Here is a 16,872-nt window from a genome sequence, read left to right as displayed (position 1 = left end):
ATTTATTAGATTGAAATAAGGAGGGGGATTATTATTCTTCATATGTTCCAATTATATCTAATGATTCCTCAACAAGCGACATATCAATAATTTGATCGAAATCTAATTCTCCTTGAATCGCACCATTTTCTTTATAGAATTGGTATTGTTTTTCTACGTCTTCTTCAAATATATAGCCATTTGGATTTAAGCCGGTTACACCAACTTCTTCCCATAGCTCTTCATCTTTCAATGCTGTGTGATTGGCCATGATAGAGATAACTTCACCGTTGTCATCGATATCCTTTATAAAGACATCATGGTAATCACGAACTCCTCTTAAGTATGCTGCCATAAAGCGAACGGCAACATCTCGTCGTTCTGTTAAAAACTTTGGTGAACCTAAGACCATTGCAATTTGCGCTTCTGGAGCATAGTCGGTAGCATCGTGGAAACGCTGGTGTATGCCTTGATTCTCTCCTTGTGTAATAAGAGGTTCAATTTGCAAAGCAAGATCAATTTGTTCATTTCCCATCGCAGACATCATGTTACCAAAGTCACTCATCAAGACAAATTCTACATCATCTTGCGAAACATCGGCATGTTTCAGCATTTCATTGTAAATATAATGATCAACACCGTTTTCTGTAGAAACAGCAATTTTCTTACCTTTTACATCAGGATAATCGTTAATTTGATCCTTTAAATCTTCTCTTACAACAAAGGTAAAGTAGGAACTGCCTTGATTGTTATGGCCTTTGTCAGCAATAAAGCGAACATCAATACCCTGTGCGATCGAATTGAAGAAAGAAGCGGAAGATATACCACCTGCTACATCAACTTCACCAGCTGCAACAGCAGGCAACATTTCATCACTGTTGCCAAACGTTGCGAATTCTACTTCAATGTTATATTCTTCAAAATAGCCTTTATCCTTTGCGATGTAAAAACCTGCTCCAGAAGCGGATCCATCTTCTGCGATCACGACTTTGGCGGTCTCATCAAGGGGGGTTAAAGAATCAGTATTTTCGCCGTCACTCTGTTGCTCGGAATCTGATGATTGACAACCACTTATAACCAAAAAAGCGACAACTGCCATTATTAAAAAAAGAAATTTTTTCATTGTTATTCCTCCATTACAATTACTCACTATAACCTGGCTTGCTTTACTTCATTTTGTAGATGCTCCCATACATCTAAGAAAATGTCTGTCATGGCTGGATCGGATCGTACTTTTTCAATTGATCGTGGTCGTTCCATCTCAATGTTAATATCTTTAACAATTCTTCCGGGTTGTGAGCTCATTAGCAGAATTCGATCACTAAGCAATAGTGCTTCATCAATACTATGGGTGATAAAAAGAACCGTTTTCTTTGTTTCCTGCCAAATCGAAAGTAATTCTTCTTGTAAAATGAATTTGTTCTGTTCATCTAAGGCAGCAAATGGTTCATCCATTAACAAAATTTCCGGGTCATTTGCAAAAGCTCGCGCAATACTAACTCGTTGCTTCATACCACCAGATAGTTCTTTCGGATACAATCGTTTGAAATTAGTTAAGCCGACTTTGTATAAATAATAATCCGTGCGTTCTTTTATATAAGCACTTGGTAAATGTCTCATTTTTAACCCGAATGCAACATTCTCTTCAACCGTGAGCCAAGGGATAATTCCATTTTCTTGAAAAACCATCGATTGTAACGGCTTCTCTTTATCTGTCTGGTGAATTTTTACTTCACCAGTACTCGTTTTCTCTAAATTAGCTAAAATTCTAAGTAACGTTGTTTTTCCGCAGCCACTCGGACCTAGTAAACAGACGAATTCCCCTGGTTGAATCGATAACGTGATGTCTTGTAAAGCTTCAATATACTTATTTCGTTTAATGAATTTTTTCGATAGTTGATTAATCTCAATTTTTGACAACTTTATCCCTCTTTTCTACGTTATTTCCAGGGCAATAATTTTCGTTCTATTCCTCTTAGTAATAAGGAGAAAAAGTAACCAAAAAACGAAATTAGCAATAATCCGACATACATTTGTGGCAGTAGAAAGGCTTTATAATTCATCCAAATTAGGTAGCCGATACCTGAGTTAGCGCCAATCATTTCGGCTGCTACTATAGTCAGTAGTGCGATCGCCTGGCCCATTTGAATTCCTTCAAGCATAACTGGTAATGAGCCGGGAAGTGCAATTTTGAAAAAGAAGTCTTTTGCATTGGCTTGATAATTTTTGGCGACGTCCACGTAGATCTTATCGATATTCGCGACACCTGCTGCGGTATTGATAGCCACTGGAAAAAAGACACTAATTGCAATGGTAATCATTTTCGAGAATTCTCCGATCCCAAATAGGATTAGAATAATAGGAAGCATCGCCAATGTTGGAATCGGCATAAAAATCATGATGATAGGTGAGAAAAAATGTCTGAAATACCGATACATCCCCATTAACAGCCCGATACAGATTGCAGGAATAACTCCAAGTAAGAACCCAAATACAATTCGCGTTAAACTAACAGTAACATGAGTAAAAAGCTCCCCAGACTCTCCCATCTGCACAAGTGTTTGTATGATCAAAGTGGGTGCTGGAAAGAAACGAGGGTCTAATATCTCGAATTGTGAACAAAACTCCCATAAAAGAAGTAAGCAGATTGGGGAGGAGATGGTAATCAATTGTGGTATAGATACTTTTTTTCGCATGACATCTCTTCCTCTCTTTATATGGCTATCATATGTATTCGCCCAGAAGGTGTGCAAAAAAAGTCTGTATGAAAAGCTGACAAGAAAAAGAAGAAAGCCGATGTATATGGTGATTGCTAATCTATGTTTTTTCTGGTTGTGCTAGTTAGTGGAATCAGATAATCTTTATGGGCAGAAGAATACAGCAGCACCAATGATTAATATGGACGCTTATGCTTTGGAGAAATTAACTGAAGGAAGAATCGATCAAAGCAAAAGGCGAGGAAAAGGGGTGATAAAATAGTGATTATGTGGATATAGAGCAAGAAATTGGAGGCAACAAAGTATAGCAACTGGTATGTAGAGAACTACAATAAACCAGTTGCTATATCAGTAGCTAATGCTTTAGTTATAAAGTGAGCTGACAGATTGATGTTCATATAAACGGATAATCGCTTCGGCTGCAACAGGCGCTACAGTTAATTGTGTAATTTTATCGATTTGTTTTTCTTCGGATAACGGAATCGTATTCGTAACGATTAATTCTTTTATATCGGATTCAGCAATTTTATTGACGGCTATTCCCGAAAGTACAGGGTGTGTTGTACACGCATACACCAGATTTGCACCATGTTTTCTTAATGCCTCTGCACTAGTCGTAATACGTCGTCCGGTATCAATAATATCATCTATAATAATTGCTGTTTTGTTTTCAACATCACCAACGATATTGATAGTAGATGCGCTGTCTCTTGGACCTCTGCGGTCTACAATAGCTATCGGAGCTTTTAACTGCTCAGCTAAATGTCTGGCGCGTGATACACTGCTATGGTCAGGTGCTACAACAACAACATTCTCTAATTGTTTTGCATACAGATAGCTTCCGATAATCGGGACAGCTGTAATTGGGTCTACAGGAATATCGAAAAAGCCCTGTGCTTGGGGTGCATGTAAATCAATGGAAATAATTCGGTCTGCACCAGCTTTTTGGATTAAATCAGCAATCAACTTAGCAGTGATTGGTTCTCGCGCACGAGATTTTCGATCCTGACGCGCATAACCATAATAAGGAATCACGACATTAATGGATGCTGCTGAAGCCCTCTTCAAAGCATCTATCATAATTAATAATTCCATCATATGATCTTCAACAGGATCATACGTTGATTGAATTACGAAAACATCACAACCTCTAATGCTTTCTTCAATATTAATTTGAATTTCTCCGTCACTAAATGTTTTGACAGATGACTTACCTAAATCAATACCAATATGATGAGCAATTTCTTCAGCTAACGGCAGGTTGGAGTTTAAAGAAAAAACTTTCAATTTGGTATCATTGTATGTATCGTTCAAGCAAAAGACCTCCTAATTAATGAATGTCTCTTACATTATCGCAAAAAGCGACAAATGAAACAAGTTATCTCTCTTTCTTTATTGCTTGAATCAATGACATAATTTGCAGCGTTTGTTCCTTTAACAAAGTAGAGGTGTTTTCCATACATTCCCCCAGGCTTAAGGGCTGATTAACAATGGAAAAACAGCCTGCAAAATGTTCTCTTAATTTTGCGGTATTGCCGCCCAAGCTGCCAGATAGTAAAATGGTTGGTGTGTTATAGTTATTAGCAGTTTCTGCTACAAAACCGGGTGCTTTTCCATATAAGGTTTGTTCATCACTTTGACCCTCACCAGTGAAAATAAGGTCAGCTGCTTTGATACTTTGTTCTAGATGGATAGCATCAGCAATTAAAGAGGCCCCTGATTCTAATTGACCTCCAAGTGATAGGAAGGCGAATCCTAGACCACCAGCAGCCCCAGCACCGGAAACCTGCTGCCAATTATGATGTAATTGATCTTCTATCAGATGAGCAAATTTGTTTAAAGCATTATCATATAATTGGATTTGTTCCAATGATGCGCCTTTTTGTGGACCGTATATAGCACTTGCACCAAGTTTTCCACATAAAGGATTATCGACATCACATGCAATTCGAAAGTCAACATCTTGAATACGAGGGTCTAAATCATCCAGTTGAACAGTTTCAATATGTAACAGGTCTTTGCCAAATTTATCTACAGGATTACCATTTTTATCAAATGCTTTTAATCCAAGTGCTTGTAATAAACCTAAACCACCATCGTTCGTAGCACTACCACCGAGACCGACAATGATTTGTTGACAGCCTTTATCTAATGCATCGAGAATCGCTTGTCCCATACCGTAAGTTGTCGTTAAATCTGGGTTTCGCTTTTCAGTTGGAACTTGATACAATCCTGCATGCATGGCTGTTTCAATGACAGCAGTAGTCTGGTTAATAATAGCATAGCTCGTCTGAATTGTAGTGCCTAATGGTCCGAGTGTAGAGATCTGGACTTGTTCTCCGGATGTAGCTGATAAAATTGCCTCGATCGTACCTTCACCACCATCTGCCATTGGTTTGGTGATAACTTCATGACTTCCACTTGCTTGAATTGCTGTCTTTATCGTATTTGCGACTTCCGCAGCGGAAAGACTTCCTTTATAAGAATCAGGTGCAACAACAATTTTCATAACACTTCCTCCAATAAATAAGATACTTTTTAGTAAAGTATAAAGGAGATACCGCTTTCAATCAATTTTAAATTGAGAGAGAGGAGCGTTTTGTGGAATTAAGAGGGAACAAGTAGTTGAGAAATCATAAATATAAAAAAAGATGATGCAACAATCACATCATCTTGATTAATTATTTTGTTGTACCATTGGTTGACGTACTTTAATTGATTTTCGCATTTCAAGTAACACAATAGTAAAGGCAATATGACCGTATATCAGATTGGCAATGAATATTCCCCATAAATAGGCCTCTCCAGGTCCTATTCCAACGGTTACATATTTTATAAAGGTAAACCATGCACCAATAACAAAAGGTATTTGGCCTAGCGCAGTTTTCTTCCAATTATCGCCCCAAAGTAAAAAAGGAGTGAAACTAAAAATTAACAAGAAAATTAACAATATATCCATACTGAGTCACCTCAAGCTTTAGTTTGTAAGTGTTTTCAGTGTTAGTATAACATAAAGTTCATATTTTTGTAACAATTAGTTCATATTTTAGACACAAATTTTGAGTGGCACCGACTAGACGGCGCGGTTGAATCTCCCTTATATAGCTTTTTTCATTGTCTTTACTATCTCATTACCCGTGGTCAATGGGACATTAAACCTCTCCAAGTACTTAGTTTCTGGATTCGTGTTCATCTATCCAAATTAAAATACTAGGAGATAATATGTTACCGATGAAATAAAAAGACCGTAAGATTTCCCGGTAAAGTTTGATTTACCGGGAAATGTGTCTAGGAAAATGATGAGTTTTTCCGGTAAACTTATCATTAAGGGGAAATGTATCAAATAGAATTAGAGGTTTTCCTGATAATAATTTGAGTCAAGATAGGGCGATTCTGAAGTCATTATCTTGTTAACATCATAGAAGCCTTTAAGCACATTGCTTAAAGGCTTCTCAATAATGATATTAACCTGTATTACGCAGACCGGCAGCGACACCATTAATGGTAAGGAGAGCTTCCATTAACAGTTCATCATATTGCTCGCCTTCTTCTCCCTGATTGCGTAATTGTGATACGAGTTGAACTTGTAATAAATTTAATGGATCTACTAAAGGATTACGTAGTCTAACCGACTCTTTAATGTTATGACGATTATCAAGTAATTCCTCTTGTCCCGTAATTGTTAAGACGATATCTTTTGTTTGTCTATATTCTTCTTTAATAGCGTTAAAGATACGAGAACTAATTTCCTTATCTTGCATCATATTAGCATATTCCTGGGCAGTTTGAATATCAGCTTTAGTTAGGGCCATTTGTAGATTATTGATCGTTGCATTAAAGAATGGCCATTTTTCATACATTTTTTTCAGTAAGTCTAGGTTTCCTGTTTCATCAAGATATTTCTTAAAGCCAGTACCTGCAGCATACCACGCTGGCAGTAATTGACGACTTTGAGTCCAAGCGAATACCCAAGGGATTGCACGTAGATCTTCAAAGCGGTCACTACCTTTACGCTTCATCGGACGGGAACCAATGTTCAAGTCACCTAATTCGTGTAAAGGAGTTGCTTGGTTGAAGTATTGGATAAACCCTGGATCTTCAAAAACTAATGATTGATATTTCTTCAATGCGTATTCAGAAATTAGACTCATCGCATCCACTTCTTCTTGTGAAGGCTTCATGTTTGTATTATCATCATTTAATCCCATGATACCAGTAAGCAGGGTAGAGGTAGCTTGTTCTAAACTACGGTAGGCAATATCTTCTAGTAAATATCGAGATGATAATACTTCCCCTTGTTCAGTAATTTTAACACCATCACCAAGTGTTACAGCTGGTTGTGATAATAGACTGGAATATAATGGTCCACCACCACGACCAAGTGATCCACCGCGTCCGTGGAAGTATTTTAATTTAACACCATAACTAGATGCAATATCATGAATTTCTTGTTGTGCCTGATATAACTCCCAGTTTGCTGTGATGTTACCGCCATCTTTACTACTGTCAGAGTAGCCAAGCATTACTTCCTGTAGGTCACCACGTGCTTCAAGATGTTTACGATATAAAGGAATATCAAATAATTTTTTAATCATTTCAGGTCCGTTTTTCAAGTCATCTATTGTTTCCAGAAGTGGTGCCACATGGATGCGACTAACTACTTTTCCATCTGGATAGACACGATAGAGTCCAGCTTCTTTTGCTAGTACTAGTACTTCTAGAAGATCACTTACGTTGTCTGTCATACTGATTAAGTATACTTCAATCGCACGTAAACCAAATGTGTCCTGAGCACGCTTGATCATGCGGAACGTGTCAATTACTTCTAATGTTTCAGGACTGAATTCATCATATATAGAAATGAGTGGACGAGGATTCTCTAGAACGGAAACAAGTGTTTTAACTTTTTCATTCTCATCTAAAGATTTATATCCCTCAGCTATCCCAACCTTATGGAATATTTCACTAAGTGCTGATTCGTGCTCACCACTATGGTTTCGGATATCCAATGATGCAAGGTGGAATCCGAAAAGATCAACTTGACGAATTACTTTGCGTAAAAGCTTAACAGGATTGTAATTTGGATGATGAATTTTCATGCTTTCACGGATAAGGTTTAAATCCTCCAGTAACTCTTCAGCTTTCGCATAACCGCGTTCATCATCTTTTTCCGTGAAATCTAATTTTTTCAGCATAAGAGAAAGTTTTACTCGATATACTTCATCGTCTTTATGCCAGCCATTATAGGCTAATTCTTTACGATCTTTCTCAATAGAATCTCTTAAAGCTTCACTTACTTCGATTTTAGAATCGGAATGACTTAAGCGATCTTTTAATGTATCAAGTGCCTCTTTATATTTTCTTAAGACTAGTTCACGCTGGCGTTTTAATGTTTCGAATGTTGTTGTTGCTTTTACATTTGGGTTACCGTCTCGGTCACCGCCGATCCAAGAACCAAAGCGTAAGAATGAAGGGATATTCCAACGTTGGTTATATTTTTCAAATAATAAATCCTCAAGGTCGTCATGTATTTTGGGTAAAACATCAAATAGAACACGGTCAAAATAATATAACCCGTTAGAAACCTCTTTCATAACAGATGGTTTCTTTTGTCTGATTTCTTGTGTTTGCCATAAAAAGGTTATTTCATTTGCAATTCGCTCTTTGATCATTTTTTTCTCATATCTTGTATAGGAATAATCCCACTGAGTTAATAAGCGAGCAATTCTTTTATGAATTTGTAAGATAGTTCTTCTCGTTGCCTCAGTTGGGTGTGCGGTCATAATTAATTCTAATGACAATTTCTCAAGTAAATCTGTAATCTGATCTGGACTAACATTATTATCAATTAGTGTTTTAACTCCAGCTTCTAATGAACCAGGCTGAATAATATTTGCATCCTGTGCTTGATATTCCCGGCGTCTTCTTGTACGGTAGTTTTGCTCGGCAATGTTTAACAAGTGCAAGTGGATAGAGAAAGCACGAATAACAGTTTTTCTCAATCCCGGCTCCAGTTCATTAATTTTTTGTTTAATTTTATTTTGAGTAGTAGCATCTTGTGTCTCTCTAAATTCGGTGGAAAGAACACGAATCTCTTTAACTGTATTTAACAACGTATTGCCACCTTCGTGAAGCAATACATCGTCTAAAATCTTGGTTAAGTATTCGACATCTTTGAGCAATGATACATTGACTTTTTCGACTGATGTTGTTGTCATATTGTCCCACTTCCTTTCAAAGTTTTCTTTCAATTAATGTTATGAAATAAACGTATGCATTTAATAGTGTCGTGCTTTGAATAACTTGCAATTGATAGTTGGCTGGAATTGGTTAGAGGACTTAAACTGGACGATCGATTTCACACTGCCTTAGAATCGTCAGAGATAATAAATGAAAATAGTTCATAAAATAGACACACCTATTATGATAACATGATTTTGACAAAAAGAATAATGATTTTTCTTTATTGTCGTAATTGTCTGAAAATCCACGCATTCTATGTATAATAGTTGAGTCTATCTCTATATTAAGTTTATGCTAAATGAAAGAGAATCGCAAACCATTCAAAAAAAGAGGGGAAATCATGAAACTAGAAGGCGTTTTGCCGGCAGTTCGTAATATGAAAGATTTTGACAAAATTCTTGAAAGTGACCACGAACTATTCATTATTCTTGAAACACGGATTGCTCAACTTCCACAGATCGTTCAATATGCTAAAAAAAACCATAAGAAAATATTAGTGCATGCAGATTTAATTAACGGATTGAAGGTTGATCAGTATGGCATGGAGTTTTTAATTCGCCATGTAAAAGTCGATGGCATTATTTCGACAAGAGCAAACGTTATTGCGATGGCGAAAAAGAGTAATATTGTAGCCATACAGCGGCTATTTGCTATTGATAGCTCAGCAATTACCAAGAACATTGAGTTAGTATCTAAAACCCAACCAGATTACATTGAGGTTTTGCCAGGTATTATTCCGGATGTGATCGGGGAAGTAGCAAACCAAACAGGTATACCAGTTATTGCAGGTGGATTAATAAAATCTAGAGAAAATATTGATCATGCACTGCAGCAAGGAGCGGTAGCAATTACTACTTCTAATGTAGAACTTTGGTGAAAAAAGATAGAAGAAAACCATTGACAGCGCTTTACATGAAGTGTATTGTTGTAAATAACAAGTTAAAGAACGTGTCGGAGATAAGGAGTCCACACAGCAATTTGCGTACTTTCCTAGGAAGTGGTGCGTAAAAGGCTGTGTGGGCTTTTTTTCTGACACTGCACGTGCATCTCTTGTTGATGGAAGACTTATTAAAGATAAGGGGTGGATCATTTTGTCAGAGTTTTTAGCTGAATTAATCGGAACGATGATACTGATAATCTTTGGTGGTGGTGTTGTCGGTGGAGTGGTTCTGAAGAAATCAAAAGCAGAAGGAGCAGGTTGGGTCGTCATTTCAATAGGCTGGGGGTTAGCTGTTGCGATGGGAGTTTATGCCGTAGGAAATGTCTCAGGAGCACATATCAACCCTGCTGTAACAATAGGTTTTGCTTCAATTGGCGAATTCCCATGGGCCAAAGTTCCGATGTATGTTAGTGCGCAATTGATCGGTGCATTTATTGGAGCAGTCATTGTCTTCTTTCAATACTTACCACACTGGAAGGAAACAGATGATAAAGGGGCAAAGTTAGCAGTTTTTTCTACAGACCCTGCAGTAAAAAGTACACCTTCCAATTTAGTCAGTGAAATAATCGGTACCTTCGTATTAATTATGGGGCTGTTATTTATCGGTGCCAATCAATTTACGGAAGGATTAAACCCTGCCATAGTAGGTTTGTTAATTGTAGCAATCGGGATGTCACTGGGGGGAACAACGGGTTATGCCATTAATCCGGCCAGAGACTTAGGACCCCGAATTGCTCATGCTGTCTTACCGATTATTGGAAAGGGAGATTCCGATTGGGGTTATGCATTGATACCGGTAATAGGTCCGATTATCGGTGGTGTTTATGGAGCAGTTTTTTATAATGCAATCTTTGTAGGTGAAATTACGGCTTTATTTTGGATCATGTCGATTGTGATAGCAGTTATATTAGGAGTAGCGTTAACTGAAGAGTTGAAAAAGCATAACGGACCAATCAAGTCAACCAACAACTCTTCCGAAAAGGAAGCAGTTTAAAAGATATTGTGAGACTACCATCAGTGGGGGGCTTACGGGGATTATTACATTTTGGGGAGGAAGTATAATGGAAAAGTATATTTTATCAATTGATCAGGGAACAACCAGTTCAAGAGCGATCATTTTTGATCAGAAAGGAGAGATTGTTGAAGTTGGGCAGCAGGAATTTCAACAATTTTTCCCGAAGTCTGGCTGGGTGGAGCACGATGCTAATGAAATATGGACTTCTATTTTGGCATGTATTGCAGAAGCATTAAGAAAAGCAGATATCGAAGCATCTCAAATTGCTGGTATCGGGATTACCAATCAACGTGAAACAGCAGTTGTTTGGGATAAAGAAACAGGTAAACCTATTTATAAAGCAATTGTTTGGCAATCCCGTCAGACAGAAGAAATTTGTCGGGAATTACGTGAAGCAGGTTACCAGGATACATTCCGTCAAAAAACAGGTCTATTGATTGACGCTTATTTCTCTGGAACAAAGGTGAAATGGATTCTGGATCACGTAGAGGGAGCGCGTGAAAAAGCAGAACAAGGTAAGTTACTTTTTGGAACCATAGATACATGGTTAATTTACAAGTTAACTGGAGGCAAAGTCCATGTAACTGATTATTCCAATGCTTCCCGTACTTTAATGTACAACATTTATGATTTGAAATGGGATGAAGAATTATTAGATATATTAGATGTGCCCAAAAGCATGCTGCCAGAAGTAAAATCATCGTCAGAAATATATGGGGAAACGGTTGATTATCACTTCTTTGGTCAGAATGTTCCAATTGCTGGTGCTGCAGGAGATCAGCAAGCAGCATTATTCGGTCAGGCATGCTTTGAAAAAGGAATGGTGAAAAATACGTATGGAACAGGCTGCTTTATGCTGATGCACACTGGTGAAGAGCCTGTTCGGTCAGATCATGGCTTGTTAACCACATTAGCTTGTGGTGTCGATGGAAAGGTAGAATATGCGTTAGAAGGAAGTATATTTGTTGCTGGAAGTGCTGTTCAATGGTTACGTGATGGCTTACGCATGTTTAAAGACGCAGGAGAAACGGAAAGCTATGCAGAAAGAGTGGAGTCTGCAGATGGTGTTTATCTAGTGCCGGCATTTGTAGGGTTAGGAACACCATATTGGGATAGTGATGCTCGTGGTGCCGTATTTGGTTTAACAAGAGGTACTACAAAAGAACACTTTATCCGTGCCACATTAGAGTCGATTGCATATCAGACGAAGGATGTACTTGGTGCGATGATTGAGGATTCAAATATCGAGGTGAAATCATTACGCGTTGACGGTGGTGCTGTTGCGAATAATTTCTTAATGCAGTTCCAAAGTGACTTATTGGACGTTCCAGTAGAAAGACCAGAAGTAATTGAAACAACTGCATTGGGAGCAGCTTATTTAGCAGGTTTAGCGGTTGGTTATTGGGAAAGTAGAGACAATATTAGCAGTCAATGGAAGGTAGATAAACAATTCAATAGTGAGATGGACAGTCAAACGCGAGATGATCTATATAAAGGCTGGAAAAAAGCTGTCGAAGCAACCAGACTTTTTAAATAAAAAATAAGTGAGACTTCGATTAGCGGAAGTATTACGGACGATAAGAGCCGTAATAAAAACTATTATTGTAACCAAAAACGAACAACAATTGATTGTCAGAACTTAAAGGGGAGAAATCTATGACTTTTTCAAGCAAAAATCGCAGTAATACGTTTGATCAAATGAAACAGAATTCATTGGATATGATCATAATAGGTGGTGGTATTACAGGTGCAGGAATTGCTCTTGATGCTGTTTTACGAGGGTTAAATGTTGCTGTTGTTGAAATGCAGGATTTTGCAGCGGGTACTTCAAGCAGATCTACCAAGCTTGTCCATGGTGGGTTACGTTATTTAAAACAATTTGAAGTGAAAATGGTTGCTGAGGTAGGGAAAGAAAGAGAGATTGTATATGAAAATGGCCCTCATGTGACAACACCTGAATGGATGATGCTTCCATTTTATCAAGAAGGGACATTCGGTCCTTTTTCAACTAATATTGGATTACGGGTGTATGATTTCCTTGCCGGGGTTAAAAAATCAGAACGTAGAAAAATGCTTAGCCGGGAAGAAGCGATCAAACGTGAACCGTTATTGAAAGATGAAGGACTTAAAGGTGCAGGCTATTATGTCGAATACCGTACAGATGATGCAAGACTAACGATGGAAGTCATGAAAAAAGCAGTGGAAAAAGGAGCTCTTGCCTTAAACTATGCAAAAGTATCTGACCTCCTCTATGAAAACGGCCGTGTCAATGGAGTAAAGATAGTTGATCAATTAACTGATGAAGTACATGAAATGAATGCAACATATATTGTTAATGCCGCTGGCCCATGGGTAGATACCATTCGTGAAAAAGATCATTCCAAAAAAGGAAAAACATTGCAATTGACGAAAGGGATTCATCTTGTCTTTGATCAATCACGTTTCCCTTTAAAACAAGCGATCTATTTTGATACACCTGATGGTCGGATGGTATTTGCAATTCCACGTGAAGGAAAGACGTATGTTGGAACAACAGATACTGTCTATCAAGGAAATATCGCACACCCGACGATGACGGAAGCAGACAGGGATTACGTATTAGATGCGATTGCGTTTATGTTTCCTGATCAGCAGATTACAGCTGATGATGTTGAATCTAGTTGGGCCGGATTACGACCATTAATTCATGAAGAGGGAAAAGACCCTTCCGAAATTTCACGTAAGGATGAGATTTTTGAATCAGATTCTGGTCTTATTTCGATTGCCGGTGGTAAATTAACAGGTTATCGAAAAATGGCAGAACATGTTGTAAATGTTATTCGTGATAAAATGGTGCAGGCAGAAAAAAAGGTCTTTGATCCGAGTGATACGAAGCATTTACCAATATCAGGTGGTGATGTTGGTGGATCAAAAGGTTTTAAAGCATACATGACAGAACAAATTGCCAAAGGGGTAGAAGTAGGATTATCAGCAGAAGAGGCTAAAATGCTTGTACAACGTTATGGCTCTAATTTTCCGATTGTTTATGATTACTATCAACAAGCTGTAAACAAGGATCATTCTCTTGCACTGGTAACATATGCAATGCTTCATTATAGTATCGAGCATGAAGCGACTTGTAAACCAGTTGACTTTTTTATTCGTAGAACAGGTGCACTATTCTTTGCTATTAACTGGGTGAGAAAAGAGAAGCAAGCAGTCATTCATGAGATGCAACAAATCTTTAATTGGTCCGATCAAACAAAAGAAGCTTATACAGAGGAACTGGACCAATTATTATACGAAGCTGTACATCCAACTAATAAATAAAGGAAATAGTGGACTTAGTCGAACATGCTGAGTCCACTATATCTTTTATTGTCTAAAAACTGGAAAAATCAATTGATTTCCGCTATGATGAAAATAAATAAAAAGAGGTGATGGGTAAATGAAAAAAGTGATAAATAATGCCAATCATGTCGTAGATGAAATGTTAGATGGATTAGTGACAGCTTATCCGTCCTTTTTGAAAAGGCTTCCAGAAACAACTGTCATTTCGAGAAGTGATGCGCTGGTACAGGGAAAAGTCGGTATTGTAAGTGGTGGCGGAAGTGGTCATGAGCCAGCACATGCTGGATTTGTTGGAAAAGGTATGTTAGATGCAGCCGTAGCAGGAGAGGTCTTCACGTCTCCAACACCTGACCAAATTATCGAAGCGATTAAATCGGTGGACAGTGGAAATGGTGTTCTTTTAATTATCAAGAATTATACGGGCGATGTCATGAATTTTGAAATGGCACAAGAGATGGCGGAAATGGAAGGGATAAAAATAGCCAGTGTAATTGTGAATGACGATGTTGCTGTGGAAGATAGTACCTTTACAGTGGGAAGAAGGGGAATTGCTGGTACTGTGTTTGTTCATAAAATAGCTGGTGCTAAGGCAGATACGGGAGCATCACTTGAAGAAGTAAAAGCTGTTGCTGAAAAAACGATCGCAAATGTTCGGTCTATGGGTGTGGCATTATCACCATGTACTGTACCTGCTGCTGGAAAACCCAGCTTTACATTAGCAGATAACGAGATGGAAATTGGTATAGGTATCCATGGGGAGCCAGGGATAGAACGACTACCTTTGGAGGAAGCGGATAACATAACTACCATTTTAGTTGATAAGGTTTTAGCAGATATAAATTATGAGAAAGCAGAAGTTGCATTAATGGTAAACGGTTTAGGGTCAACACCTGAAATGGAGCTACATATTGTAAATAGAAAGGTCTCTGAGATTTTACAGGAAAAAGAGATTACACTGTACAAAACCTGGGTAGGGGAATATATGACATCACTTGATATGGAAGGATTCTCGATAACATTATTAAAATTGGATAGTGAATTAAAGGATTTATTAGTTCAAGATGTCAAAACGATTGCATTTCACGTGTAAAAGGAGAATTGGATGATTATATTAACGGTTGATAAAGCCAAGGACTGGATGAAAGAAATTCAAAAAAGAATGTTTGATCATAAGGATCAATTAACTGAACTGGATCAAGCGATCGGAGATGGGGATCACGGCATTAATATGGCGCGTGGATTCCATGAAGTTGTCGCAAAAGTTAATCATACATCATATGATTCCGCAGCGGATGTTCTAAAAAGCGCTGCGATGACATTAATGGCAAAAGTAGGTGGGGCATCAGGTCCGTTGTACGGAACTGCTTTTCTTAAAATGTCTTTGGCAATGCAAGGGAAAGAAGTAGATCAGGACGTCTTTAAACAAGCAATAAATGATGCAGTCGAAGGTCTCCAAGCTCGTGGTAAAGCAGATTTTGGAGAGAAAACCATGTACGATGTATGGAAGCAAGTAGCGAACTTTCTTCAAGAAGAAGATGTACAAGATTGGCACGGTATTCTAGAAGTTTGTCAGGCAACGATTGAGGACACACGAGAAATGGCTGCAACGAAAGGCCGAGCTTCTTATCTCAAAGAACGTTCCAAAGGACATGTAGATCCTGGTTCGATGTCTTCGTTTTATATTTTTGAAGCATTGGCCGAAGTACTCGATTTGGAGGAATAGAGATGGCAGAAAAGGTAGGAATCATTATTGTTTCCCACAGTTATCCGATTGGTCAAGGAATCAAGGCATTGATTGATCAAGTTATCGATGATGTGCCACTTTCACTGGCATGTGGAACAGAGGACAATGAAATTGGTACAAGTATTGAAAAAATCCAAGAAGCTATTGAACAAGCTGCAGGTGACAGTGGCGCTATTATCTTTTACGACCTAGGTAGTGCTAAAATGAACGCAGAAATGGCGATAGAATTACTGGAGTCTTCGAATATTCGTATCGCTGAGGATATTCCAGTTGTAGAAGGTTCTTATATCGCTGCTGTGGAATCTAACTTAGGTAAGTCTGTAGAGGAAATTATATCTAGTTTAGAGAAAATGAAGATAAATATGTAATATAAGAATCCCCTGTCATCACTGGATAAGACAGGGGATTTTGTTTCTAAAAGGAAAGAAAGTATAAAAATTGGGTGCCTGTCTACGCAAGCGCCCAGAAACTAGGCGACTTCACGAATCGCCCTGCGATAAGTCATCATCGGTTCGTAAACTCACCGTAATTCCTTTATCTCAGTTGATGCTGAAGTCGCTACGTTTCTAAACGGGCGCTCTGCGCTTTTCTTATAAATAAAGAAAGTATATAATCCGTGGTATCAACGCATTTGTAAGCAGAGTAGCCATTTTGAAATAGCTTGTATAGGAAACCATCGCTGCGGCTGTCCACTTCCCTTTCCACCATCCCGTAGGAGTGGAAGTGGACGGCCTCCGCTATGAAACTGTTCTACAACGTTTGTGACTGCTCACTTCTCGAGCTTTCTTAACCTGTGTAATAAAATTGGAATGTCAGCGAGTACATTCATTGTAGAGCATTAATTAGCGTAGGCGTCCACTTCGACTCCTGTGGGATCAGCGTGATCTGAAGATCCACTTTTGTA

The 16,872-nt window shown here is 38.2% G+C and carries 14 protein-coding genes; 7 read left to right on the top strand and 7 right to left on the bottom strand.

Going from position 1 to position 16,872, the window contains the following annotated elements; genetic code table 11:
• Nucleotides 1-31: 31 nt before the first annotated feature.
• The 7 genes from D569_RS0104265 to ppc all read right to left on the bottom strand — a co-directional run bounded on the left by D569_RS0104265 (nucleotide 32) and on the right by ppc (nucleotide 8,914).
• Nucleotides 32-1,102, bottom strand: coding sequence for an ABC transporter substrate-binding protein (locus D569_RS0104265; protein ID WP_018931163.1), 1,071 nt, complete (start codon nucleotides 1,100-1,102; stop codon nucleotides 32-34).
• A gap of 26 nt (nucleotides 1,103-1,128) precedes the next feature.
• Nucleotides 1,129-1,899 carry an ABC transporter ATP-binding protein gene (locus tag D569_RS0104260; protein ID WP_018931162.1) on the bottom strand — a complete coding sequence of 257 codons (771 nt, stop codon included), beginning with the start codon at nucleotides 1,897-1,899 and terminating at the stop codon, nucleotides 1,129-1,131.
• 20 nt (nucleotides 1,900-1,919) lie between these two features.
• Nucleotides 1,920-2,675, bottom strand: a complete 756-nt coding sequence (locus tag D569_RS0104255; RefSeq protein WP_018931161.1) for an ABC transporter permease — start codon at nucleotides 2,673-2,675, stop codon at nucleotides 1,920-1,922.
• 384 nt (nucleotides 2,676-3,059) lie between these two features.
• Nucleotides 3,060-4,010 carry a ribose-phosphate diphosphokinase gene (locus D569_RS0104245; RefSeq protein WP_018931159.1) on the bottom strand — a complete coding sequence of 317 codons (951 nt, stop codon included), beginning with the start codon at nucleotides 4,008-4,010 and terminating at the stop codon, nucleotides 3,060-3,062.
• Nucleotides 4,011-4,074: 64 nt separating this feature from the next.
• The gene (locus D569_RS0104240; RefSeq protein WP_018931158.1) at nucleotides 4,075-5,205 is read right to left on the bottom strand and encodes a glycerate kinase; all 1,131 of its coding nucleotides are present in this window, start codon (nucleotides 5,203-5,205) and stop codon (nucleotides 4,075-4,077) included.
• A 168-nt stretch (nucleotides 5,206-5,373) separates the two neighbouring features.
• The gene (locus tag D569_RS0104235) at nucleotides 5,374-5,655 is read right to left on the bottom strand and encodes a spore morphogenesis/germination protein YwcE (protein ID WP_018931157.1); all 282 of its coding nucleotides are present in this window, start codon (nucleotides 5,653-5,655) and stop codon (nucleotides 5,374-5,376) included.
• Between the two features lie 505 nt (nucleotides 5,656-6,160).
• Complete coding sequence (gene ppc / locus D569_RS0104230; protein ID WP_018931156.1) at nucleotides 6,161-8,914, bottom strand: phosphoenolpyruvate carboxylase; 2,754 nt, start codon at nucleotides 8,912-8,914, stop codon at nucleotides 6,161-6,163.
• Nucleotides 8,915-9,279: 365 nt separating this feature from the next.
• On the opposite strand from ppc, the gene D569_RS0104225 reads away from it, so the two are divergent.
• From D569_RS0104225 to dhaM, 7 genes are all read left to right on the top strand, one after another.
• Nucleotides 9,280-9,816, top strand: a complete 537-nt coding sequence (locus D569_RS0104225; RefSeq protein WP_018931155.1) for a glycerol-3-phosphate responsive antiterminator — start codon at nucleotides 9,280-9,282, stop codon at nucleotides 9,814-9,816.
• Nucleotides 9,817-10,030: 214 nt separating this feature from the next.
• Entirely contained in the window at nucleotides 10,031-10,873 is an 843-nt protein-coding gene (locus D569_RS0104220) for an MIP/aquaporin family protein (RefSeq protein WP_026287213.1), read from the top strand.
• A 67-nt stretch (nucleotides 10,874-10,940) separates the two neighbouring features.
• Nucleotides 10,941-12,431 (top strand): glycerol kinase GlpK, encoded by a 1,491-nt coding sequence (gene glpK / locus D569_RS0104215; RefSeq protein WP_018931153.1) that lies wholly within the window; start codon nucleotides 10,941-10,943, stop codon nucleotides 12,429-12,431.
• 119 nt (nucleotides 12,432-12,550) lie between these two features.
• Nucleotides 12,551-14,203, top strand: a complete 1,653-nt coding sequence (locus D569_RS0104210) for a glycerol-3-phosphate dehydrogenase/oxidase (RefSeq protein ID WP_018931152.1) — start codon at nucleotides 12,551-12,553, stop codon at nucleotides 14,201-14,203.
• 118 nt (nucleotides 14,204-14,321) lie between these two features.
• Entirely contained in the window at nucleotides 14,322-15,314 is a 993-nt protein-coding gene (dhaK, locus tag D569_RS0104205; protein ID WP_018931151.1) for a dihydroxyacetone kinase subunit DhaK, read from the top strand.
• Between the two features lie 12 nt (nucleotides 15,315-15,326).
• Entirely contained in the window at nucleotides 15,327-15,947 is a 621-nt protein-coding gene (dhaL, locus tag D569_RS0104200) for a dihydroxyacetone kinase subunit DhaL (protein ID WP_018931150.1), read from the top strand.
• Nucleotides 15,948-15,949: 2 nt separating this feature from the next.
• Entirely contained in the window at nucleotides 15,950-16,336 is a 387-nt protein-coding gene (gene dhaM / locus D569_RS0104195; RefSeq protein WP_018931149.1) for a dihydroxyacetone kinase phosphoryl donor subunit DhaM, read from the top strand.
• Nucleotides 16,337-16,872: the final 536 nt, after the last annotated feature.

The sequence above is a fragment of the Gracilibacillus lacisalsi DSM 19029 genome (genome assembly GCF_000377765.1).
GTDB classification, from domain to species: Bacteria; Bacillota; Bacilli; order Bacillales; family Amphibacillaceae; genus Gracilibacillus; species Gracilibacillus lacisalsi.
This window is presented reverse-complemented; position numbering and strand designations above follow the sequence as displayed.